We start from the raw sequence: 20,893 nt of genomic DNA, 5'->3' as shown, positions 1-20,893 counted from the left end.
AACATCACGAGACGAGGCGACACAATGTACGATTATCAGGCGATTATCATCGGTTTTGGCAAGGCCGGCAAAACGCTGGCGGCCTTTCTGGCCGGGCAGGGATGGCGCGTGGCGATGGTGGAAGCGTCGGTGCAGATGTATGGCGGCACCTGCATCAACATCGGCTGCATCCCGACCAAAACGCTGGTGCACGATGCCGAGCTTCACGGGCCGGGTGAACAGGCGTTCAGCCAGGCGATGGCGCGCAAGCGGCAGGTGACCGGTCTGCTGCGGGAGAAAAACTACCAAAACCTGGCGGGGCTTGAACAGGTCACGGTGATCGACGGACGGGCGGAGTTTATCGATCCGCACCGCATCAGCGTGCAGGGTGCGGCGGGAACGCAGGTGCTGAGCGGCGAGCGCATCTTCATCAACACCGGGGCCGTCAGCCGCTGGCCGGCGATCGACGGGTTGGATCGTTCGCAGCGGAGTTACGACAGCACCGGCCTGCTGCAGTTGACGCAGCGGCCCGCGCGGTTGGGCATTATCGGCGGCGGTTATATCGGGCTGGAGTTCGCTTCGATGTTCGCGCAGTTCGGCAGCGCCGTAACGGTATTCGAAGAGGCGGGCGCGTTGCTCGGCCGGGAAGACCGCGATATGGCGCAGGCGATACAGCAAATCCTGAGCGACGCCGGGGTGAGCTTCACGTTTAACGCCGGCGTGAAGCAGGTGCGCGATGTGGAAGGGGGCGTTGAGGTGGTGCATCAGGGCGGCGTGCAGTCGTTCGATGCGCTGCTGGTGGCGGCCGGGCGCGTGCCGAACACCGCCGGTTTGCAGCTGGCGCGCGCCGGAGTTGAGACGGATGAGCGTGGGGCCGTGCGGGTGGATGCGCAGCTGCGCAGCAGCGTGCCGCATATCTGGGCGCTGGGGGACGTCAACGGCGGGCCGCAGTTTACCTATATCTCGCTGGACGATTTCCGCATTGTGCGCGACAGCCTGTTCGGCGCGGGTAAACGCAGCACGGCCGATCGCGGCGCAGTGCCTTACTCGGTGTTCATCACACCCAGCTTCTCGCGCATCGGCCTCAGCGAAGATCAGGCCCGGCAGCAGGGGCGCGACATTAAGGTCGCCACGCTGCCGGCGGCGGCGATCCCGCGCGCCCGCGTGTTGGGCGACACGCGCGGCCTGCTGAAGGCGGTGGTCGATGCGCAGACCGGCCAGATCCTCGGCGTGGCGCTGCTGTGCCGCGATGCCCACGAGATGATCAACATCGTCAAAACGGCGATGGACGCCGGGCTGCCCTATACCCGGCTGCGCGATCAGCTGTTTACCCATCCGACCATGAGCGAGTCGCTCAACGATCTGTTTGGGTTGATAGGGTAAAGCGGGGCGAGAGGGGCGGCGCAGATGAGTGAGATCTGCGAAGCACCTCTCGTTTATCGCCCTTCGGGGCGGCGGGTTCTGTACTATTGTTTTCTCTTTGCGGCACGTTCCAGGCCGATGGGGCGCTGGGCGCAACGGAGATCACAGATGAACAAACGGGAATTAGAAAGCGCGATTGTCACCGATTTTTCCAAACGCATGAGCTACGGCGACTACCTGTGCCTGGACTCGCTGCTGGACTGCCAGCACCCGCTCTCCAACCCGCCGCATCATGACGAAATGCTGTTCGTGATACAGCACCAAACCTCCGAACTGTGGATGAAGCTGATGCTGCACGAGCTGCAAGCGGCGGTGCGGCTGGTGCAGCAGGACAAACTCAGCCACTGCTTCAAAATCCTTGCGCGCGTCAAACAGATCCAACGGCTGCTGTTCGAACAGTGGGCGGTGCTGGAAACGCTGACGCCGTCGGAATACGTCGAGTTTCGCGACGTGCTGGGCAGCTCGTCGGGCTTCCAGTCGCATCAATACCGCTCGATCGAGTTCCTGCTCGGCAACAAGAATGCGGCGATGCTGGCGGTGTTCAGCAGCGATGCGGAAAAACACGCGGCGCTGAAGGCGATCCTCGAAGCGCCGAGCCTGTACGACGAATACTTGCTGTACCTGGCGCGCCACGGCCTGCCGATCCCGCAGGAGTGCCTCGAGCGCGACTGGACGCAGCCCTACCAGCGCAACCCGGATCTGCTGCCGGCGTTCAAAGTGATCTACGACAACCCGCAAACCTACTGGGAAGCCTATGAAATGGCGGAGAAGCTGGTGGATATCGAAGAGAGCTTCCACCTGTGGCGCTTCCGCCATATGAAAACGGTGGAGCGGATCATCGGCTTTAAGTCGGGCACCGGCGGTTCCAGCGGCGTCAGCTTCCTGAAAAAGGCGTTGGACCTGACCTTTTTCCCCGAGTTGCTGGACGTGCGCACCGAAATTGGCGCCTGAAATAACGTGGGAGGATAAGGGCAATGAGCGTGAGGATTATCGATAAGGCGGCGGAGAAGGTGGTGGGGGTCAGAGTCGTGGGGCCGTATCCGCAGACGATCCCGCAGGGCTCGCAGCAACTGCTGGCATGGCGGCAGCGCCACGGCGTGCCGTTCGGCAAATGGCTGGTACTGTATTGGGACGATCCGGCGGAAGTGGCGCCGGAAAAGCTGCGTGCCGACGTAGTGATAAGCGTGGCGGACGATTTCGCGCTGCCGGCAGGCAGCGAGGGCGTGACCGTGCAGACGCTGCCCGCCGGGCAGTATGCGGTCTACCACGTGCGCATCAGCGATGGCGATTTCGAGCGGGTGTGGGGCGAGTTCTATCAGAAGCTGCTGCCGGCCAGCGGCTACCAGCCGGTTGAGGGGGTGAGCTACGAACACTATCTCAACGACTGCGAAGCCGACGGCTATTTCGACCTCGATATTTACCAGACGGTGAAGAAGTGGTGAGGGTGGGGTGATGCGCAGAAAGGCTGAATCGATAGTATGTGCCGATTCAGCCTGTGATTGTCATTCCTGTTCGATGAAGGAGCGGCGGAAAGATGGGGGATAATCCCGATGGCGGTATTTACATATCGGCCAAGGCCCATCTTACTGCTTGGAGATTATTCGGTGACTATTTCACCCACTCCCCTTTCTGATTCATTAATATTTTACCATCCTTTATGACTGTCAGGGTGTTATCAGTTTTACTGAGCATATAAGTTGTTGATGCGTTTTTAAATTCATAACCAATGATTGGGCATGGGGCTGTATTGCAATCAGCTCGTGTCGCTTTGCCCTGTAAAGTTAAAGCGGCGCCATCTTTTTTACGTTTTCCATAGTAAGTTGCATCATTACAATCGCCTTTACTGGAGCAAATGGTCGTGAGTTTGATAGAGAATGACTGCGTATCAAAATATTCTTTTGTCGCCCTCATCTTTTTTCTTTCGTTGATTGTGGCGAATTGCATGTTTTTGAAGCGTTCAGCCCAATGCTGAATCTCCTTATTCATGGGGGCATCTTTATCAGAAGATTTGTAATTTATGACATCAGAGTCAGGTACAACCCAGGCAGCATAAATTTTCCCATCGGGATTGATGACCAAAGCAGAGGCACTTTCCAGGTAAAGATCCTTCAGCCAGCCTTCAGCAAATACCCCCCCGCCAGGGACTGAATGAGGTTCACCGAAAACATCAAAATTGCTGATGTATTTCTCATAGTCCTGACCCAGTGTGCTTTTGAGACTGTCAGTGACTGCTTTATCGTTAACAAGCCCGCTTACTGTGCTAATTTTGTTATATTGCAACAGGTTTATCGCTGCTGTGGATTCAATGGAACAGAGTAAAGAAGCAGTAAATAATGCAGGTAATAAGATCTTTTTGAACATAAATCACTCGCTTGATAACTTTAAAAATTCTTCTGATGGAGTGAGGTTAGAGGCTTGGTCTGGTAGGCGGGAGTTGTCCGCCGTCATTGTGTTGAGTGTTATAAAAACAAGAGGAGGTGTGTATTTTTATCATCTCGTTCCCCATGTCAGAATAATTGATGACACGCTGGACTGAATCGATGGGATATATCGATTCAGCCTGTGATTGTTATTCCGCTTGGTTTAAGCATCGTGAGCAGACGAGTGAGAGTAAAAATTTATTTTTCTATCGGATCTATACCCGTACTGTTTTCCTTTAGTCGGTTGCTATCTACCCATCCCTCAACTTGTTCTCCTTTACGATTGAAGTACATAACGTAATAGTAACCGTGGTAGTCGAGGTAAGCATTGACCTTATCGTTAGGTATAATAAATACCTTACTTCTTTTACATCTTAAGTCGGGGGCAGAGTGAAAATATAAACGTCCTTTGCCGATAACAGAAAACCCATTATTTGAGTTTTCAATATGCGTTGAGTGAGTCTGAGCTGCTTGGTCTAGTGTGCTGCAGTTGACGGCCGCCATGGTGTTGAATGTGATAAACAGTAAAAAGAGAAGTGTTTTGTTCATATAAGCCGTCTTTACGGGGAACTCATTCCAGGTTAAATGTGACTTTACTCAGGCAGTCTGGGTTTCTTTCCGCAAAACTAAATGTAATCGTTTTACCGTGCTCATCAGGTGGGGTCGTAAGGCTGGTTACTTCATCCACGGAGTGGCCCCGAGGAAAGTCACTGAATGTCAGGTTTGGGTAGTGCTTTTTGACCGTTTTTAGCTCGATACAATAACCGGAAAGATCCATGGAAAGTAAAACTATCTTGTTGCCTGATGACTTGTGGGTTCTAAATGTCAGTTGGGTGACTTTTACATCTGCGCTGATAGAGAATCCGGAAGATCTATAGAATTTAACATATTCATTCTCATCATAATTGTCTAACGGCTGCGGAATGAGTGTGTCTAACTTTGGATGGGGAAGAGAAAGTTGATGATTAATTTTTTCAATAAACTCCCATAGATTTGTGTTTTCCATATTACCACCTTGTGCAAAACATAAGCTTGATGTGAGTAGAGTGGATAAAATAAATTTATTTTTTAGAGACGTATTTATCATACCATCCGCCATAATAGTCTTCATACAGCTCACCCGTGTTTGAGGTGCGTTCCCCTCGGCCAAAAATCCTACCTATACTCTCTTCAGCTTGTTGCCGTGTCTTTGTACCACTCTTTAGATTCTCATAAATTTCATTGTAGGCCGCTTGATTTTCAGGGTTGCCAGCAATACCGATGTCAGTACCCGTATTAGCGAAAATTTCGCGTTGAACCTCAATGTTTTTAAGCGTTGCGGCCCCTTCATCACGTAACATACTGTTGAGGTAGGTCTCACGAGATGTCAGATCCGTTTTTGGCGTGTAGAGAGCATGTCCGCTCTCATGAGCGAGGGATTGCACGGTCTCAAGGGGATTATGCAAATGGTTGCTATCAATAACAATCACTTGATCTTGGCGTTCGACAAAGGTTCCTTTTCCCATTGTACCGGGTTTAATCCCCCAGCCTTGAGCTTTGAGTTTATCTAGATCGCGGCTCAACGTCGGTGACTTTGCCGCCAGCTCATTCACCTCGTTGCTAAAAGGGGTTACAGCGGCAGCCGGTTTAGCCGGCGCCGCTGCCGCCGCCCGGGGGGCGGCGTTAACCGGCTTTCCCGGCGTACCACTTGGCTACTCTTTAGGGAACAGCTGATCGACGGCGCCCTGGATCGCCGCCTGATGGCCGCCGCCCGGTGCGGCGGTGCGTGCGGCGCCGCCGGGCTGGTTGAGATCCAGCTGGCCGCCGGTATTGATCGCTCCGTCCTCTTTCACCGTGATATTGAAGCTGGTGCCGGTGATGTTGATTTGGCCGTTCGCCAGCAGCTCGATCACGCTTTCGCCGCACTCCAGCCGCAGCGATTCGCCGGAGCCGAGGGTAAAGGCGTTAACCACGGCGTCGCTGCGGGTTTTGCCGGTCAGCGCGGAGGCATCGCCTTTGACACCGGTGGCTTGATTGAGCACCACCCGTTTGATCTGGTTGCCGCCCACCAGGTGGGTATGGTCGTTATTGATGGTGTGGCTCTCATCGTTTTTGACCTGGGTGTCCATGTTGCGTTCCGCCTGGATCCACACCTGTTCGGCGCCGGCCTTGTCTTCGAAGCGCAGGGCGTTGGCATTGTCGGCGGTGCCGTCCTTGGTGCGGCTCATAAAGCCCATCTGGGTGGCGGCGGCCGGCAGCGCCCACGGCGGCATGCTGGCTTCGTTATAAACGCGCCCGGTGACGATCGGCCGATCCGGATCGCCGTTGATAAAGTCCACCACCACTTCGTCGTTGACGCGCGGGATCTGCACGCCGCCGTAGCCCTGGCCGGCCCAGGCGCTGGAGACGCGCACCCAGCAGGAGCTGCCGTCATCCTTCGGCCCGAAGCGGTCCCAGTGGAATTTCACCTTGATGCGGCCGTATTTGTCGGTCCAAATTGATTCGCCGGCCGGGCCGACCACCCGGGCGGTCTGCGGCCCGTGGGTTTTCGGCCAGGTGGCCTGCTGCGGCGGGTGCCAGGGCACGTCCGCCGGCAGCACGATGAAGTCGATACGGTGTTCGCTGCTTTGATCATCGCCGCTGGCATAGCGGTTCTCTTTCAGATGGTAGTTGGCCTGCAGCGTCAGGTACTCGCGATTGTCGTCGGCGTGCGGGGCGTTATACAGCGTAAAGGTGCTGCCGGGAGCGATGCCCAGCGCGGTGGCGGTGCCCCGGATCTGCTGATGTTCGGCCTGCCAGGCTTCCTGGCGCACGCGGGCGTAGAACTCCCCCTGCTGATGCTCGGTGTAGCGGCCCGGCCAGTCGTAGACGTCAATCTGCCCCGGCGTCGGCGAGACCGGGTTTTGCCGCGCCTGGAACAGCCAGGCGTTCGGCTTGCGGAAATCGTAGTCGTCCAGGCTGTAGATGCCCGGCGTGACGCGATCGGACAACGTCCACTGGCTGATGCCTTCCTCGCTGGTGCTGCCGCCGGACGGCGTCAGGTGATAGGGGATCATCTCGTAGCCGGGATAGGGCTGGTGGTGGTGGGGCGCATCCCCGAGCACCAGCGTGTGTTTGCCCATCTCATGTTTGAAATAGTAATAGATGCCCTCCAACTCCATCAGGCGGCTGATGAAGTTGAAGCTGCTTTCGTTGTACTGCACGCAGTAGCCCCACAGGCGATAGTCGCCGGTCAGCTGATCTTCCAGCTGCACGTTGTGCTCCGCCAACAGGGTCTTGACGATCTGCGGCACCGTCTGTTCCTGGAAGATGCGGAAGTTGCGATCCTTGGTCATCGGCCACAGATCCGGCTGCACGTGCAGGCTATACACCGCGTAGCGGGTGCCGCCGATCTCTTCGCTGCTGACGGCGATGGCGGTGATCTTGCCGTTCAGGTAGCGCGGGGCGCTGAGAAAGCCCTGAGTCGGGATCTCCAGCGTCAGCGGTTGGCCGAGCAGCGCTTTGCGATCGAGCCGCGCGTCGGTGCTCAGCAGTTCAATAGAGAAGTCGAAAGGGGTGGAAAGCGCTTCGATGCCGTCCAGTGAGCGGAACAGCAGCTGCTCCTGGCCCAGCGGCGTGTGCGCAATAATGCGATCCAACATGAGAACGTCCTCTGTGATTGACGTCGTGTTCTGCTTACCCCAGCGTTGCAGCGGCCTTGCCGCGCGGCCAATGAGGGTGGGCAGCGGTGCGTCAGTCTCATGAAATAGGGGAAACCCCGCCGCGGCGGGGCTTCAGAACGGAATTAACCGGCGGTGGCCGGATTGACCAGCCAGGTGCCGGCGGTGTCGATGCTGAGTTGCTGCCGGCGGAGCCGATCGTTGTGGCGGATCTCCAGCTGATAACGGCCCGGCGCCAGATTCAGGCTGGCGAAGCCGTTTTCACCCGGCGTTACCTGCTGCGGCTTGCCGTCGAGGCTGACCTGTTCGCCCGGCTGCAGTTTGAAGTACACCAGCGCCACCGGCTGCGGTGGCGGCGCCGCCTTTTCTGGTTCCACCGGCGCAGATGGCGCGGTTTGCGGCGCGCTCGGCTGCTCCGTCAGAGTTTTCTGCGCCGGTGACGCCTCGGTATTTTGCGCTACGGCCTGGGCATTGTCTTTGCCGCCGCTCAGCCAGGCGACGGTGCCGATCACCAGCAGTGCCGCGACGCCGGCGCCGGCCATCATCGGCCGCGAGAATCGGGTGCTGCGCGCGGTAACGGCGCCGGCGGCTGCGGCTGCAGCGGCCGGGTTGGCGGCGACCAGCAGGTTCTCCGGCGCGCCGGCCGGCGTGCTGATGATTTCGTTTTCATCGGCGATCGGCAGATGCAACAGCTCGGCCATTTCATCGATGGTCTGCGGGCGGTCTTCCGGCTTCAGCGCCAGCGCGCGGTCGACGGTGCGCAACAGCTCCGGCGAGTAACCGGCGGGGCGACGCTCGGCCAGCGGCTGATAGCTGTCTTCGATGCTGCGCACCACGCTGACCGGCGGCGGCGAACCGACGATCAGCGTGTGCAGCACGGCGCCCAGCGCGTAGATATCGGTCCAGGGTCCCTGTTCGCCGTCGCTGTTCTCGGTGTACTGCTCGATCGGTGCGAAGCCCGGCTTCAGCATGATCTCCGTTTCGTCCGACAGGTTGCCGATCTCTTTGCGCGCCGACCCGAAGTCCAGCAGCACCGGCAGCTGGCTCTCCTGAATTTGGATGTTATCCAGCGAGATGTCGCGGTGCAGGTAACCTTCCTGATGGATGGTGTTGATGGCGCTGAACAGCGGCGGCAGCAGCCGACGGATCCACGCCTCGTCGATTTTCTCCGGCTGCTGCGCCTGCAGGTTCTTCAGCGTGGTGCCGCTGTAGAACTGGGTGCCCATGTAGGCGGTGCCGTTCTCTTCCCAGAAGCGCAGCACGTGCAGCAGGCCGGGGTGCGAGAAGCGGGCCAGCAGGCGCGCCTCCTGAATAAAGCTGTTCAACCCGGCCTGGAAGGTTTTGCCGAAGCGCTCGCCGCGCAGCCCGATGCTGAGATCGTCGTTGCGTTTCGCCAGCGAGGTCGGCATGTACTCTTTGATAGCGATGGTGCGTTCCAGTTGGTGATCGTAGGCGCGATAGACGATGCCGAAGCCGCCTTCGCCGATCGCTTCCTGGATCTCGAATTCGTTGAACCGATAGCCGCTCGGCAGGCTGTTCGAATTCGGTTTGGTTATCCCGGTTCCCGACATAGTGATGACTCTCTGTGTTCAAAGGGCCGCCGTCTCGGCGGCCGCGGCGTTATGCCTGAAATTGACAAATGAATTCGTGGTTCTGCAGCGCGATATGCAGCTGGCGATAGCGCTGGTCGTTGGCGCTGCCGGTCAGCAGGGTGTGGCTGATCTGCGGCAGCAGGGTGTTGGTCAGGATGGCGTCGACCATGCGGCCGCCGGACTCCACCTCGGTGCAGCGGCTGACGATCTGCTCGATGACCGCGTCGTCGAAGGTGCAGACGATGTCGTGATTCTCCGCCAGGCGACGCTGGATGCGCCCCAGCTGCAGGCGCACGATGTTGCCCAGCGTGGCGTCGGTCAGCGGGTAATACGGCACCACCAGCAGGCGGCCGAGCAAGGCGGCCGGGAACACCGACAGCAGCGGCTGGCGCAGCGCGCCGCTCAGCGCTTCCGGCTCCGGCAGCAGCTCCGGATCGCTGCACAGCCCGGCGATCAGCTCGGTGCCGACGTTGGAGGTCAGGATGATGATGGTGTTGCGGAAATCGATATGGCGGCCTTCGCCGTCCTCCATCCAGCCCTTGTCGAACACCTGGAAGAAGATCTCATGCACGTCCGGGTGTGCCTTCTCGATTTCGTCCAGCAGCACTACGCTGTATGGGCGGCGGCGCACCGCCTCGGTCAGCACGCCGCCTTCGCCGTAGCCGACATAGCCGGGGGGCGCGCCTTTCAGCGTCGAAACGGTGTGCGACTCCTGGAATTCGCTCATGTTGATGGTGATGACGTTCTGCTCGCCGCCGTACAGGGTTTCCGCCAGCGCCAGCGCGGTTTCGGTCTTGCCGACGCCGGACGGCCCGGCCAGCAGGAACACCCCGACCGGCTTGTTCGGATCGTCCAGCCGCGCCCGCGAAGTGCGCACCCGGCGGGCGATCAGATCCAGCGCATGGCGTTGGCCGATCACGCGCTGGTTCAGGGTGTCGGAGAGTTGCAGCACCGCCTCAATCTCGTTTTTCACCATGCGGCCCAGCGGGATGCCGGTCCAGTCGGCCACTACTGCCGCCACGACGTTGGCGTCGACGGCGGCGAAGATCAGCGGCGCCTCGCCCTGCAGCGCGCTCAGCTGCTGCTGCAGTTCGCCCAGCTGGGCGCGCAGCGCGTCGGCGTCAGGGCGTGCCTGCGTCTCTTCTTCAGTAGACTCTTCTTCCTGCCGGTGCAGCTGGGCGCGCAGTGTGATGATCTCTTGGATCAGCGCCAGCTCCTGCTGCCAGCGGTCGGTCAACTGTTCCAACTCTTGGCGCAGCGCGGTCAGCTGGGCTTCAATCTCCTGCGGGCGCAGGGGATCGCCGATGCCCACCTTGGCCTCGCGGCGGGCGATATCCAACTCTATCTGCAGCGCATCGATGCGGTGGCGGCAGTCTTCGACCTGGGCAGGCTCGGCGTGTTGGCTGACCGCCACGCGCGCGCAGGCGGTATCCAGCAGCGCCACCGCCTTGTCCGGCAGCTGGCGGGCCGGAATATAGCGATGCGACAGCCGCACCGCGGCGTCTACCGCTTCATCCAGCAACAGCACGCGGTGGTGTTGCTCCAGCGGGCTGACGGTGCTGCGCAGCATCAGCAGCGCCTTGTCTTCGCTTGGCTCGTGTACCTGCACCACCTGGAAACGGCGGGTGAGCGCCGGATCCTTCTCGATGTATTTCTTGTATTCCGACCAGGTGGTGGCACCGAGGGTGCGCAGCTGGCCGCGCGCCAGCGCCGGTTTCAGCAGGTTGGCGGCGTCGCCGGTGCCCTGGGCGCCGCCGGCGCCGATCAGGGTGTGAATTTCGTCGATAAACAGGATGATCGGCGTCGGGCTGGACTGCACTTCGTCGATCACCGCCTGCAGCCGTTTTTCAAACTCGCCTTTGACGCCGGCGCCGGCCTGCAGCATGCCGATGTCCAGCAGGCACAGCTTCACGTCGCGCAGCTGCGGCGGCACGTCGCCGGCCACGATGCGCAGCGCCAGGCCCTCCACCACCGCGGTTTTCCCGACGCCGGCCTCGCCGGTCAGCAGCGGGTTGTTCTGGCGGCGGCGCATCAGGATATCGATGATTTGCCGGATCTCTTCGTCGCGGCCGGCCACTGGATCGATCTCGCCGTTGCGCGCTTTGGCGGTCAGGTCCTGGGCATACTGCGCCAGCACGCTTTCACCGCTGCGCGGCGCGCCGGATACGTTCTCGGCGCTGCTTTCCGCCGGCGCATCCTGGGCGTTTTCCGCCGAGTGGGCGGTGATGGCGGCGAACTGTTCCATCAACAGATCGGCGTTGATGCGCTCGAACTGCGGGGAAATGGCCTTCAGCAGATGGCGCAGGCTGTAGGTTTTCAGGATGCCGAGCAGCAGGTGGCCGCCGCGGATGCGCGCCGCGCCGAATTTCAATGAGCCATAGACCCAGGCGCGTTCTACCGCGCTGTCGATGTGCTCGGACAGATCGGAGATGGCGCTGGCGCCGCGCGGCAGGCGGTCGAGCGCCTCGACGATGTCGCGCGCCAGCTGCGCCTCGTCCAGCGCGAAGTGGCGGACGATCTGCTGCAGATCGCCGTCCGGCGATTGCATCAGCTGATGCAGCCAGTGCGCCAGTTCGACGTAGGGGTTACCGCGCAGCTTGCAAAACGCCGTCGCACTTTCCAGAGAGGTGAATAACAGGCTATCCAGTTTGCCAAATAATACCGAGCGGCTGATTTCAGACATGGTTTTCCTCAGGTCTCAGAGTGGCCTGGCGCCGCAGGGCGCCGGCCGAAATAGGGTCAGAACGGATTTTCCAGCGGTTCAGGGCTGAAGATCAGATCGTCGAGATCGCGTTGCCGCCGATCGTCGGCCAGCCAGCTGCTCAGGCCCAATCGTTGCGCGCCGCCGAGCTGGAGGCCGTGCGCCTGTTCCTTCGCCAGGATCAGACGGACTTCCCAGACGAACTCGATGCCCAGGTATTGGCGCACCCAGTCGCGCAGCTGCCGGCACAGGTCGGCGCCGGGCAGGAAGCGGTCATAGTCCCGCTGCGGCATCGGCCCCAGCTCGATGCGGAATTTGTGCTGAATATCGCGCACCGCGATGCCGAGAAAGGCCGACTCGCCGAGCCGCGGTGCACCGAGCCCGGCCTTGAGCCGCGCCTGCTCGCGCGGCTCCACCCGCAGCCAGTGCGGCACGTTCTCGACAATGCGCACCGGCACCTTGAAATACTGCTGCAAAATCTTGCTCAGGCCTTCCGGATCGCGGCTGTGGCGAATCAGATGACCGGCCATAAAATGTTTGGCGTGGGCGTTGATGCTGTCGCGTTCCTGCTGCGCCGGCTGGCCGATGCCGATCAGGCTCGACAGGTATTCGTCGAAGCGCCGGTTGTCCGGGCGATCCAGCGACACCGTCGGCTGCGCGTCGGCCCAGGCGCGGTAAAACAGCAGCGTCAGCCGGTGATGGAACAGGTTGGTGAACGCCAGCAGGGTGGTGTCCTGATGGTGGTACACCCGTTCGCGCACGTATTCGGTCAGGTGCAGCGGCAGCGGTCCGTTGGGGCCGAACAGGCCGAAGCTGAAGATCGAGACGTCGTGCAGCGGGCTGTTGGCGCGCGGCGCCACCTGCGCCAGCGTGGAGGGCGCGAACGACAGCGACGGCTCCTGGCCCAGGCGCAGCATCTCGTGACGCGGCAGCGGCGCGCGCCCCAGCAGGTAGGGTTGGCCGCCCTGGGCGTCGATACGGCGCAGCAGCTGAAACAGATCGTGCTTGTAAGGCGCGCTGCGCAGCCGCGGCCAGAAGTCGTCCGGCAGGCGATACAGCGCGTTGATCTGCGGCGGCGCCAGTTCGGTGGCAATCATCTCCGCGCTCATATCAGCGTCCTTTTGCCCATGCGCGCCTGCCAGTGGGCGATTTCGCCGCGCTGCTGGCTGGAGAGCGTCATCTCGGTGAAGGTGTTCATCGCCACCAGGCGTGAGAACAGGCGCTCCAGCACGCTGCCGAGCAGGTAAGGGCTGTTGCCGGAGAACGCCTGCTCATCGACCGTCAGATCGATGGCGATGCCGCGTGCGAACACGATGGGGCCCGGCTCCGGCACTCGCCGATAGACCGGCCGCAGGTTGCAGTGGCGCACGCCCTGGATCTGTTTGGCGATCGCCGGTTCGCTCAGGTTGCCGTACAGCCCCATCAGCTGGCGCAGGCTGGCGGCGCCCTGTTCCGGATCGCCGTCCATCATGCTGAGGTAGTTCAGCTGCAGCTGGCTGATCAGCCGCCAGGTGATCATGCCTTCGGCCAGCGCCGGGCGCGGCGGAGTGGGGCCTTTGCGCAGCGAGACCTGCTTGATCGGGATCGAGTCGGGCATCACGAAGTTGCCCTGATCCTGTTGCAGCAGCATCAACGGCAGGTCGCGGCTGGTGCACAGCACGTCGGCGGTGAGGTATTTCAGATCGCTGTGCCACGGCGATTGCCGCTCGTCCACCAGCGACACGAACACTTCCGAACCGGCATAGCCGGTGCGGGTGCCGTAGCGGCGGGCGTGCTCCGACAGCGTGCGCTGTTCGCGCCGCAGCGAGAAGTAGGCGCCATAGTTGCCGTCGTCCGCGCTCAGGGTGCTGTAAAACGGCCGAAACTCTTGCTCGTAGCGTTTTTCGCTGGCGCTGCCGCCGAGCCGCTGCACCGAGAATACTTCGTAATCCAGCGGCCGGATATTGTCGACCACCAGATGGTATTCGTGGTTTTTTTCGTTGATCGCGATGCGTTCGGCGACCTTCGGAAACAGGTTGATCACCGGCGTGCAGTGCAGCGCCAAATGGGCGGCGTCGACCACCCGTTCCAGCGCGGCGTCGTGCCGATCCAGCAGCACCACGATCTCGAACTGGCGCAGCGCCTTTTTCCCTTCGCGCACGCTTTGCAGCAGCGGGCGCAGGCCGTTGACGCTGAAGAACTGGAAGCGCGTCGGGAAGGCGAAGTACTCCTGCAGCAGCCGGTAGCCTTCGAAGTTGCGCAGGTCGTTGGGCAGCAGCGCCTGTTCGGCGGCGAAGCCCTCCTGCCGCAGCCCGTCCAGCGCCAGCGCGCGCCGCTGTGGCTGCGCCTCCACCGTTTGGCAGACAAGCCCGACGCTGTGCTGCATCAGCAGTTCCAGCAGCTGCTGCGCCTGCATGTCCGGCCCGGCCAGGTAAAACATCAGCTGGTCCAGCTGCAGGTTGTTGAGCGTCACGCTTTCGTAGCACTCGAGACGAATGCGCAGCGCGCTGACGCAGCCGCTGTGCTGCAGCCCCAGCGAGGCCAGCGGGATATCGGCCGGAATGCCGCCCAGCTCGACGCCGGCGATGCGCACCGGCTGCAGCGTGACGTCATGAGCGGTGGTATAGCTGCAGGTGATGCCGCTTTTCTTCAGCGTCTGGCTATCCATCATGGTGCCGCGCGGCACCACGAAGCCGTTGCTGATGTCGCCTTTGCTGCTGTCCGGCTGCAGCTCGGCGATCGCCATCGACGGCGTCGGCGACAGGTAATTGGGGTAGATGATCTCCAGCAAGCGCTGAGAAAAGCGCGGGAACTCGGCGTCCATTTTCAGCTGCACGCGCGAGGTGAGGAAGGCGAAGCCCTCCATCAGGCGCTCGATATAGGGATCCGCCACGTCGATGCCGCGCATGCCGAGACGGCCCGCGACCTTCGGGTACTGTTCGGCGAACTCGGCGCCCATCTCACGCAGATAGGCCAGCTCGCGGTTGTAATAGTCTAAAAGTTTACTGTCCATCGCCTTACCCTATGTCTTTCAGATCGAAGTGGCCGTTTTCCAGATCCACGTCGGTACGGAACAGAAACTCCAGCGGATAGGGCACGCACCACAGGCGGCCCTTGATTTCGATCGACAGCACGTTGTGCAGCTCCAGCGAGCCGGTGTCCGAGATGCAGCGCACCTGCAGCCCCTCGGGCAAAATGCGCGGTTCGAAATGGAGAATGGACTCGGTCAGCGCGCGCTGAATGTCGAGCCATTCGATATCCGACATGCGCTTGCCCGCCAGCGAGGCGATGCCGTAATTCAGGGTGGAGCGCCGCACCTGCGGAAAGTCGCCGAGATCCAGATTGGATTCGCTGTTGACGCAGTTGAACAGCCACTGCAGATCGCGCAGCACCCGGCGGCGCAGCTCGCTGTGCGACACCAGGTTGCGCACCTGTGCTTCCTGCTTTTTCTGCGGTTCGTCGTCGGTCAGCATGTCGAGCAGCACCGGCTGCATTTTGTCGCGCGACGTCAGGCGCTCGCTGTCCTGACGATAGCGATAGCCCTGGCGGCGCAGATCGCCGCCGTCGTAGTGGGGTGGGCGCTTATCGTTCATGTTCAGGCGCTCGCGTCGAAGCTCAGCTGCCGCAGGCTGTGCAGCGGGAATTCGTCGCTTTCGCTGAGCCAGGTTTTCAGGCCCAGCCCCGCATAGTGGGTGCCGTCGCCCAGCGGTTCCCATTCGGTGCGTTTGCCGAGCAGCAGCGCGTCGTCGCTGCCTTCGGCCAGCGGATAACGGGCGGGCAGTTGGCACACCTGTTCGCGGCCGTCGGTGAGGCGCACCAGCGCGTGGCTCCACACCAGATCGATGGCGCTCTGCGGCGCCTGGAACTGGATCGCGGCGATGTCGGCAAACGGCAGCCAGTAGTAAACGCCGTTCAGCGCCAGCTCGCACACCGGCCCGAGGCGGCCGTCACCGTCGGTCAGCCAGTCGAAACTCAGCTGCCGTTCTTGGTCGCCTTCGGCCAGCGTTAACCGCCCGGCGCCGGCCGGGGCGGCCTCCAGCGCTTCGTCACGCAGCGCCTGGGCCTGTTCGGCTGCGCCTTGCGCATCCTGATGCAGCGCCTGCACCATCAGTTTCAGCCAGGGCTGATCCTGCCGCAGCAGCGCCGGCGCGGCCGTGCCGGCGAACACCGCCTGGCGTTGCAGCTCGGCGTTGACCGACTGCATCAGCAGCAGCGTGGTCGGTTGGGCGATTGGTTTCAGCGCCTGCCAGGATTTCAGCTGCGCGTTGGCGCGCATCCAGTTGCCACTCAGGCACAGCAGTTGCACCAGCGCGGCGCGCAGGTCGGCATCCGCCGGTTTTCCCTTGATCTCGTTTTCGACGGCGGTGATGGCCGCGCCGATCGACTGGCCTTGCAGCATGCTTGCTAATGATTTCACAGGCTTTCCTTATGATCAGTGAGTGGCGCCGTTAACCGACAGGTAGCTGCCGCTGGCGGGATCGACCCGGTCTGCGGCCAGCTTTTCCACCAGCTTGAAGGTAAGCGGAGCGGGGGCGCTCAGCAGCGGTTGCCAGGCGGTTTGCGCCTGCTGCAGGCGCTGTTTGACCTTGTTCTCGTCGGCGGCATCGACGCGCGGCATTTCAACGATCGCTTCGCCGTTGAACGCCCAGGCGTGCAGCTTCGGTTCGAAGCTCAGCAGCAGGAAGCTGCCCGGCGCCTGCGGGTTACCGCCCAGCACCAGCCGTTGGGCGTTGGCGCTGACGACGGTCAGCGGGCGATCGCCGCCGTTAATCTGCGCCAGCGGATAGCCCTGCAGGAACCACAACGTCGGCGAGAGGGTTTGGCCGCCCTGTTGCAGCGTGACTGCGCCGCTGCCCTGCAGCCAGCCGTCCTCGCCGCAGCGCAGCGCGTCGCCGGCGGGAATGAACAGCGCGCCGCCGTTGGCGTCGTCATGCCAGAAGGTGCGGAAGTGGCAGCCCTGCGGCAGGTTGAAACGCTGAGGCGGCGCGGTGTCCGCCTGCGGAGAGGTCACGGCTACCGCCGCAGGGATCGCCGGCTGCGGCGGGGTTTCCGGCTGCTCGACGGCCTCCTGTTTGACCACCGGTTTCCAGCCGCGAGCTTTGGCGGCTTCGCCGCTGGCCAGCTTTTCACCGCGCTTGTCGGTCAGCGTCCAGGGCAGGTGGCCGGCTTTCGGGCACTGCTTTTCCAACAGATTGCCGACGCGCGGCAGAAAGTCGTTCAGCACCGCCGGATCTTGGCTTTGCGCCGAGACGATGCGCAGCGGGATGCTCTTGCCGCACCAGCTTTCGGGATTGCTGTTTTTGACGTCATCGATAAACACTTCCAGCTTCTGGCTGGGGGAGTAAACCAGGCGATAGTTCATCGCCTGCGCGGTCGGTACCGCCATCAGGGCGACGAGCCCCGGCATCCAATATTTCATAGTGAACCTTGCTGTGAATGTGCGCTGCTCAGTCGCGGCTCAGAAACCGTTCCGCATCCGCCAGCGAATGCAGCAGGGTGGTTTCCTGCGGTGAGCCAATCCAGACGGCGATAGCGCTGTAGTTATCGCTGTTATTGTTTTTCTTCCATGCCTGCTGCATCAGGGCGATCCACTCGCTGGGGGAGTTGACCATGTGCAGCGACTGTTCCAGTTCGGCCTGGCTGAAGCTGTGCCAGAAGCCGTCGGTGCACAGCAGGAAAACGTCGCCGTCTTCCAGCTGCAGCACGTCGCTGTAGGTGGCGTCGCGCTCTTCGTTCAGCCCCAGCGCGAAATACAGCAGGTTGCTGTTGATGCCGTTGGTCTGATAACCGGCGTCCTGCATCTGCTGGATCAGGCTGTGGTCGGTGGTGACGGCATGCAGGTAGCCGCGGCGGAACAGGTACAGGCGACTGTCGCCGGCGTGCGCCCAGTAGGCCAGCTGGTAATCGCGATCGATAAACAGGCTGACCAGCGTGGTGCCCATCTTGCTGTATTCGTCCGACTGCCGCTGCTGCTGGTGGATGGCGGCGTTGGCGCGCGTAATGTGCTGGCGAATGCTTTGGGCGTTCAGGTGCTTTTCGCCGTCGAAGTTTTGCAAAATGGTGTCGCGCGCCAGTTTGGCGGCGATATCGCCGCCCGGAAAGCCGGCGATGCCGTCGCACACCACGAAGCAGGCGGCGCGGTTGCCGAGCACCTCGCCGGTCTGATCCTGGTTGGAGGCGCGGCCGCCCTGGTTGGAGGTAGAGGCTATGGTGATATTCATTACGCGTCCGGTTTGGTCTGTGAGTCTTTGTATTGATTCACTTCAACGTCATAGGCGTGCAGGAAGGCTTCGCCGAACAGGGTGTGGAAATCGTCCTCGATTTCGCCGGAGGTTTGCTGATAGTTCTTCACGAAGTAGTCCCACAGCGCAGCCTTGCGGTTAGCGGGCAGCGACAGACGCGGCGCCACGCCTTCCTTGCGCGCTTCCTCTTCGAGGCGCTCCGGGTTGAACGACTGCAGCATGGCGGCGATGATGGCGCGGATGCCGGCGATCATCCCCAGTTGGTGCGCCTGCAGGTCGATCAGCGCATCGCGCACCGCCTGCTCCGGCGGCATAAAGCCCGGCATCTGGCTGCCGAACATCTGCATCAGCACCGTTTTGCCCGAAGGCAGCAGCTTGAACGGGTTGTTGGCCTCGTCGAGGATCATGGTCATCTCGGCCTTCACGCCGCGCTTGAGGATCGAGCGGGATGAAAGCAGGGCGACGGTGCCCTGCGAGAACAGGCTCAGCAGGCGGCCGGCCTGGCGGATCTGCCGTTCGTCGAAGTGCGGCTGCGGCTGCAGATCGTCGAGGCCGATGCCTTGCAACAGCGCCGTCAGCAGCGGCCCCTCTAAGGTGTCGCCATTCGGCGCGGCGGCGTGCTGCCGTTGAGCGGACTGGTAGGCGACCGGATCGATGCCAAGGCGGTTGCCCTGGCGCGGGCGCGGCGGTTGCGCAGGCGGTTCCTGCTGGTTGAACTGCGGCACGGGTTGGGGCTGTGGCTCAGGCGTCTGCACGGGTGGCGGCGTCGGCTCTGGGCGTGGCGCTTGCGGTTGTGCGGCGATCGGAGGCGGAGACGGCGGCGCGGGCGGCTGTACCGGCTCGTCCGGTTGAGCCAGCGGCACGGCGCCGCCCATCAGCAGCCCCAGCGGATCGTTGCTGTTTAGCGTCTCGGGCGACGCGGGAGCGGATGAACCGCCGAACAGCGCCAGCGGATCCAGCTCTTGCTCCGGTTGCTGCGCATTCTGAGCCGGGGTTGCCGGCCGCGCTGGCGCAGCCTGCTCCGCCAGCAGCGCGCTGGGGGTGGTATCGGCCAGGATGTGTTCGCGCTCAAAGGTGGTGTCGGTGTTGAACAGCGCCGCCGGATCGGTTTGCTGCTGCTGCAGCTGGCGCAGATCGACATCGCCCGCCAGCTGTGCCAGCGGATCGGCCGGGTTCAGCTCGCGAGCGGGGGTATCCAGCAGCGGGTGGTTGCCAGGATTGGCGACCGGCGGCGGCGTGACGGCGGCCGGCGCATTCGGGGTAAATTCTTCCACCAGGCTGTCCCAGATTTCGTTGGGGATGGGCGCGGCGGATTTTTCTTTGGCGGCGGCTGTTGGGGCCGCAGCAGCGGCAACGGCGGCGGCCTTGGCCACCGGTTGAGCCTGTGGCGCGGCGTGCTGGTGCAGCGCGCTGACTTCAATCTGGTAATCGTCGATGCCGAGCACGTCGCCGTCCTGCAGTTCAACCTGGCGGCCACGTTCCAGCGGAATGTCGTTCAGCAGCACGCGGGTAACGTTGCCGCGGTTGGTGATGCGGCATTCGCCGTCAGCGGAAATATGCACGATCGCCTGCAGGCGGGAAATGGCGCGCTCTTCGTCCGGCAGCACCAGGTTGTTGTCCACGCTGCGGCCGATGGTGCCGCCCGGCGGCAGAAAATCGCAACTGCTCTGCGGCGGAACCTGGCCGCTTTTATTTTTTACAATGGAAAATCGCATAAGGCATTCCTGCTGATTAGGAGGTAGTGCAATAATTAATGATTCGATCTTTGGCTTGCCAAAATTGGCGGATATTTTGGCAAGCCGTTAAGTTGTTTCTTAACTCGTTCACTAAGGCTTGTTGTAGTCTTAATTTTACGAAATGCTTTTGTTATTAATTGAAATAATTATGGAATAAGAAGGTGAAATGAAATTCCGTTGAACATCTCAAGGGTAACGGCTCTCTCATAACTAATTCTGATATCAGTTGTCGTCTTTCCCTTGGTACTTCTTGATGATGGCTTGCAACGCTTGGCTATGTACAAGATCGATGCACTTTGCCATCGTCATCGGCTCCCCAGACATGCTGTCATAGTGCTTTGCCAGAAATTCTTTTGCCAGCGCCCTGACAGCGGTATGCGCTTCCAGAGAATAATCGCCGAACTCCATGTAACCCCTGGCGGTGGCGGCGGCATCGTTTTTGACTTCTTTTGCTGAGTACCCCTCGGCGATACAAACGCTAAGCGCGTAGTTTTTGAGGTATTCGGCAGGGGAGTAGTCAATTTTTGTTGCTGCATTAGCGTTCAACGTTACGGCTATGGCCACAGCCAGTAAGATTCTTTTCACTGGTTATTTCCGAGACGGTTTTTCATTCACTCTAACCGGATTGTCTTTCACCCAATTATCATTAGGGCTCTGTACATAGTCTTTCGCGAGTTTGTCAAGATCTTCACTATGGTACATATCCATGCACTTCATTAAGTCTAAGCGGCTTTTTCCGTCCTTAGCATTGTAATTCTTTTGCAAGTACTGCTTTGTCAGTGCAATTATAGGGGATTCTTCATCACGAATTGCATAGTATGACCAAGCATCGATTCCATTCGATGAGGCAATTGCATCTTTGCTGGCTTCTGGTGATGTCTTATAAGCGACGGAAATGCAGTAGGTTAGAGCAATATCCTTGTAGTTTTGCAAATAGCTTCTGTATGCCGCTTGCGGCGGCCACTTTTCAATCGACTCTTCTTGATTTTTCTGCGCTATAGCGCAAGTGGCATATAGACAAAAAAAGGAGATAAGGATTCTTTTCATCTCAACACTCCAAAATCCGTATGGTTTGTGCAGAGTAATAGATAACCAGCGCATGAGTATCTCAATGCTTGATGGCTAATACCCAGTGAAAATAATTAATAAAACTCTAATTTGCTTAAGTTGATGATTTTATAAAA

Annotated in this window: 19 protein-coding genes; 3 read left to right on the top strand and 16 right to left on the bottom strand. The window is 60.6% G+C overall.

Features of this window, described 5'->3' with window-relative positions:
• Positions 1 to 24: 24 nt before the first annotated feature.
• From rclA to sbmC, 3 genes are all read left to right on the top strand, one after another.
• The gene (rclA, locus tag QOL81_RS03870; RefSeq protein WP_197826949.1) at positions 25 to 1,362 is read left to right on the top strand and encodes a reactive chlorine resistance oxidoreductase RclA; all 1,338 of its coding nucleotides are present in this window, start codon (positions 25 to 27) and stop codon (positions 1,360 to 1,362) included.
• Between the two features lie 147 nt (positions 1,363 to 1,509).
• Positions 1,510 to 2,352, top strand: a complete 843-nt coding sequence (gene kynA / locus QOL81_RS03865) for a tryptophan 2,3-dioxygenase (RefSeq protein ID WP_025303311.1) — start codon at positions 1,510 to 1,512, stop codon at positions 2,350 to 2,352.
• A gap of 23 nt (positions 2,353 to 2,375) precedes the next feature.
• The gene (gene sbmC / locus QOL81_RS03860; protein WP_060420699.1) at positions 2,376 to 2,843 is read left to right on the top strand and encodes a DNA gyrase inhibitor SbmC; all 468 of its coding nucleotides are present in this window, start codon (positions 2,376 to 2,378) and stop codon (positions 2,841 to 2,843) included.
• 166 nt (positions 2,844 to 3,009) lie between these two features.
• Here sbmC and QOL81_RS03855 read toward each other — a convergent pair whose 3' ends face one another.
• From QOL81_RS03855 to QOL81_RS03780, 16 genes are all read right to left on the bottom strand, one after another.
• Positions 3,010 to 3,762 (bottom strand): Ivy family c-type lysozyme inhibitor, encoded by a 753-nt coding sequence (locus QOL81_RS03855; RefSeq protein ID WP_102984475.1) that lies wholly within the window; start codon positions 3,760 to 3,762, stop codon positions 3,010 to 3,012.
• A gap of 257 nt (positions 3,763 to 4,019) precedes the next feature.
• A complete protein-coding gene (locus QOL81_RS03850) occupies positions 4,020 to 4,370 on the bottom strand; it encodes a hypothetical protein (RefSeq protein ID WP_072265415.1) in 351 nt (116 codons plus the stop codon).
• Between the two features lie 22 nt (positions 4,371 to 4,392).
• The gene (locus QOL81_RS03845) at positions 4,393 to 4,932 is read right to left on the bottom strand and encodes a hypothetical protein (protein ID WP_127554720.1); all 540 of its coding nucleotides are present in this window, start codon (positions 4,930 to 4,932) and stop codon (positions 4,393 to 4,395) included.
• Positions 4,883 to 5,413 (bottom strand): hypothetical protein, encoded by a 531-nt coding sequence (locus QOL81_RS03840; protein ID WP_154618172.1) that lies wholly within the window; start codon positions 5,411 to 5,413, stop codon positions 4,883 to 4,885. Before QOL81_RS03840 ends, QOL81_RS03845 begins: the two co-directional genes overlap by 50 nt.
• A gap of 99 nt (positions 5,414 to 5,512) precedes the next feature.
• Positions 5,513 to 7,441: a type VI secretion system Vgr family protein gene (locus tag QOL81_RS03835; protein ID WP_060420708.1), complete on the bottom strand. Its 1,929-nt coding sequence runs from the start codon at positions 7,439 to 7,441 to the stop codon at positions 5,513 to 5,515.
• A 143-nt stretch (positions 7,442 to 7,584) separates the two neighbouring features.
• Positions 7,585 to 9,030, bottom strand: a complete 1,446-nt coding sequence (locus QOL81_RS03830; protein WP_070914626.1) for a serine/threonine protein kinase — start codon at positions 9,028 to 9,030, stop codon at positions 7,585 to 7,587.
• A gap of 49 nt (positions 9,031 to 9,079) precedes the next feature.
• Positions 9,080 to 11,734: a type VI secretion system ATPase TssH gene (gene tssH, locus QOL81_RS03825; protein WP_070914627.1), complete on the bottom strand. Its 2,655-nt coding sequence runs from the start codon at positions 11,732 to 11,734 to the stop codon at positions 9,080 to 9,082.
• Positions 11,735 to 11,790: 56 nt separating this feature from the next.
• Positions 11,791 to 12,861 (bottom strand): type VI secretion system baseplate subunit TssG, encoded by a 1,071-nt coding sequence (tssG, locus tag QOL81_RS03820; RefSeq protein ID WP_283439663.1) that lies wholly within the window; start codon positions 12,859 to 12,861, stop codon positions 11,791 to 11,793.
• On the bottom strand, positions 12,858 to 14,744 hold the full coding sequence (tssF, locus tag QOL81_RS03815) for a type VI secretion system baseplate subunit TssF (protein WP_060420717.1): 1,887 nt from the start codon (positions 14,742 to 14,744) through the stop codon (positions 12,858 to 12,860). The genes tssG and tssF overlap by 4 nt, the downstream gene beginning before the upstream one ends.
• A gap of 4 nt (positions 14,745 to 14,748) precedes the next feature.
• Positions 14,749 to 15,324: a type VI secretion system baseplate subunit TssE gene (locus QOL81_RS03810; RefSeq protein ID WP_038876749.1), complete on the bottom strand. Its 576-nt coding sequence runs from the start codon at positions 15,322 to 15,324 to the stop codon at positions 14,749 to 14,751.
• Positions 15,325 to 15,326: 2 nt separating this feature from the next.
• The gene (locus QOL81_RS03805; protein WP_060420720.1) at positions 15,327 to 16,148 is read right to left on the bottom strand and encodes a type VI secretion system accessory protein TagJ; all 822 of its coding nucleotides are present in this window, start codon (positions 16,146 to 16,148) and stop codon (positions 15,327 to 15,329) included.
• A 15-nt stretch (positions 16,149 to 16,163) separates the two neighbouring features.
• Positions 16,164 to 17,150 carry a double-strand break repair protein MRE11 gene (locus QOL81_RS03800; protein ID WP_084827629.1) on the bottom strand — a complete coding sequence of 329 codons (987 nt, stop codon included), beginning with the start codon at positions 17,148 to 17,150 and terminating at the stop codon, positions 16,164 to 16,166.
• Positions 17,151 to 17,178: 28 nt separating this feature from the next.
• Positions 17,179 to 17,952 carry a PP2C family protein-serine/threonine phosphatase gene (locus QOL81_RS03795; protein ID WP_015378289.1) on the bottom strand — a complete coding sequence of 258 codons (774 nt, stop codon included), beginning with the start codon at positions 17,950 to 17,952 and terminating at the stop codon, positions 17,179 to 17,181.
• Positions 17,952 to 19,688: a type VI secretion system-associated FHA domain protein TagH gene (gene tagH / locus QOL81_RS03790; RefSeq protein WP_060420725.1), complete on the bottom strand. Its 1,737-nt coding sequence runs from the start codon at positions 19,686 to 19,688 to the stop codon at positions 17,952 to 17,954. Before tagH ends, QOL81_RS03795 begins: the two co-directional genes overlap by 1 nt.
• Before the next feature lie 243 nt (positions 19,689 to 19,931).
• Positions 19,932 to 20,279: a T6SS amidase immunity protein Tai4 family protein gene (locus tag QOL81_RS03785; RefSeq protein ID WP_207188331.1), complete on the bottom strand. Its 348-nt coding sequence runs from the start codon at positions 20,277 to 20,279 to the stop codon at positions 19,932 to 19,934.
• A gap of 18 nt (positions 20,280 to 20,297) precedes the next feature.
• Positions 20,298 to 20,756: a T6SS amidase immunity protein Tai4 family protein gene (locus tag QOL81_RS03780; RefSeq protein WP_060420901.1), complete on the bottom strand. Its 459-nt coding sequence runs from the start codon at positions 20,754 to 20,756 to the stop codon at positions 20,298 to 20,300.
• Between the last annotated feature and the right edge of the window lie 137 nt (positions 20,757 to 20,893).

This window comes from Serratia sp. CC22-02, assembly GCF_900182895.1.
Taxonomy (GTDB): domain Bacteria; phylum Pseudomonadota; class Gammaproteobacteria; order Enterobacterales; family Enterobacteriaceae; genus Serratia; species Serratia nevei.
The sequence above is the reverse complement of the archived record's forward strand: the minus strand, read 5'-3'. Positions and strand labels throughout refer to the sequence as shown.

Bases quoted from the DNA above. Each gene is read 5' to 3' on its own strand.
- QOL81_RS03810 (WP_038876749.1), bottom strand. From the start codon at position 15,324: ATGAACGATAAGCGCCCACCCCACTACGACGGCGGCGATCTGCGCCGC.
- sbmC (WP_060420699.1), top strand. From the start codon at position 2,376: ATGAGCGTGAGGATTATCGATAAGGCGGCGGAGAAGGTGGTGGGGGTC.
- QOL81_RS03830 (WP_070914626.1), bottom strand. From the start codon at position 9,030: ATGTCGGGAACCGGGATAACCAAACCGAATTCGAACAGCCTGCCGAGC.
- tssG (WP_283439663.1), bottom strand. From the start codon at position 12,861: ATGAGCGCGGAGATGATTGCCACCGAACTGGCGCCGCCGCAGATCAAC.
- QOL81_RS03795 (WP_015378289.1), bottom strand. From the start codon at position 17,952: ATGAATATCACCATAGCCTCTACCTCCAACCAGGGCGGCCGCGCCTCC.
- QOL81_RS03780 (WP_060420901.1), bottom strand. From the start codon at position 20,756: ATGAAAAGAATCCTTATCTCCTTTTTTTGTCTATATGCCACTTGCGCT.
- tagH (WP_060420725.1), bottom strand. From the start codon at position 19,688: ATGCGATTTTCCATTGTAAAAAATAAAAGCGGCCAGGTTCCGCCGCAG.
- QOL81_RS03850 (WP_072265415.1), bottom strand. From the start codon at position 4,370: ATGAACAAAACACTTCTCTTTTTACTGTTTATCACATTCAACACCATG.
- QOL81_RS03800 (WP_084827629.1), bottom strand. From the start codon at position 17,150: ATGAAATATTGGATGCCGGGGCTCGTCGCCCTGATGGCGGTACCGACC.
- rclA (WP_197826949.1), top strand. From the start codon at position 25: ATGTACGATTATCAGGCGATTATCATCGGTTTTGGCAAGGCCGGCAAA.
- tssH (WP_070914627.1), bottom strand. From the start codon at position 11,734: ATGTCTGAAATCAGCCGCTCGGTATTATTTGGCAAACTGGATAGCCTG.
- tssF (WP_060420717.1), bottom strand. From the start codon at position 14,744: ATGGACAGTAAACTTTTAGACTATTACAACCGCGAGCTGGCCTATCTG.
- QOL81_RS03855 (WP_102984475.1), bottom strand. From the start codon at position 3,762: ATGTTCAAAAAGATCTTATTACCTGCATTATTTACTGCTTCTTTACTC.
- QOL81_RS03845 (WP_127554720.1), bottom strand. From the start codon at position 4,932: ATGAAGACTATTATGGCGGATGGTATGATAAATACGTCTCTAAAAAAT.
- kynA (WP_025303311.1), top strand. From the start codon at position 1,510: ATGAACAAACGGGAATTAGAAAGCGCGATTGTCACCGATTTTTCCAAA.
- QOL81_RS03835 (WP_060420708.1), bottom strand. From the start codon at position 7,441: ATGTTGGATCGCATTATTGCGCACACGCCGCTGGGCCAGGAGCAGCTG.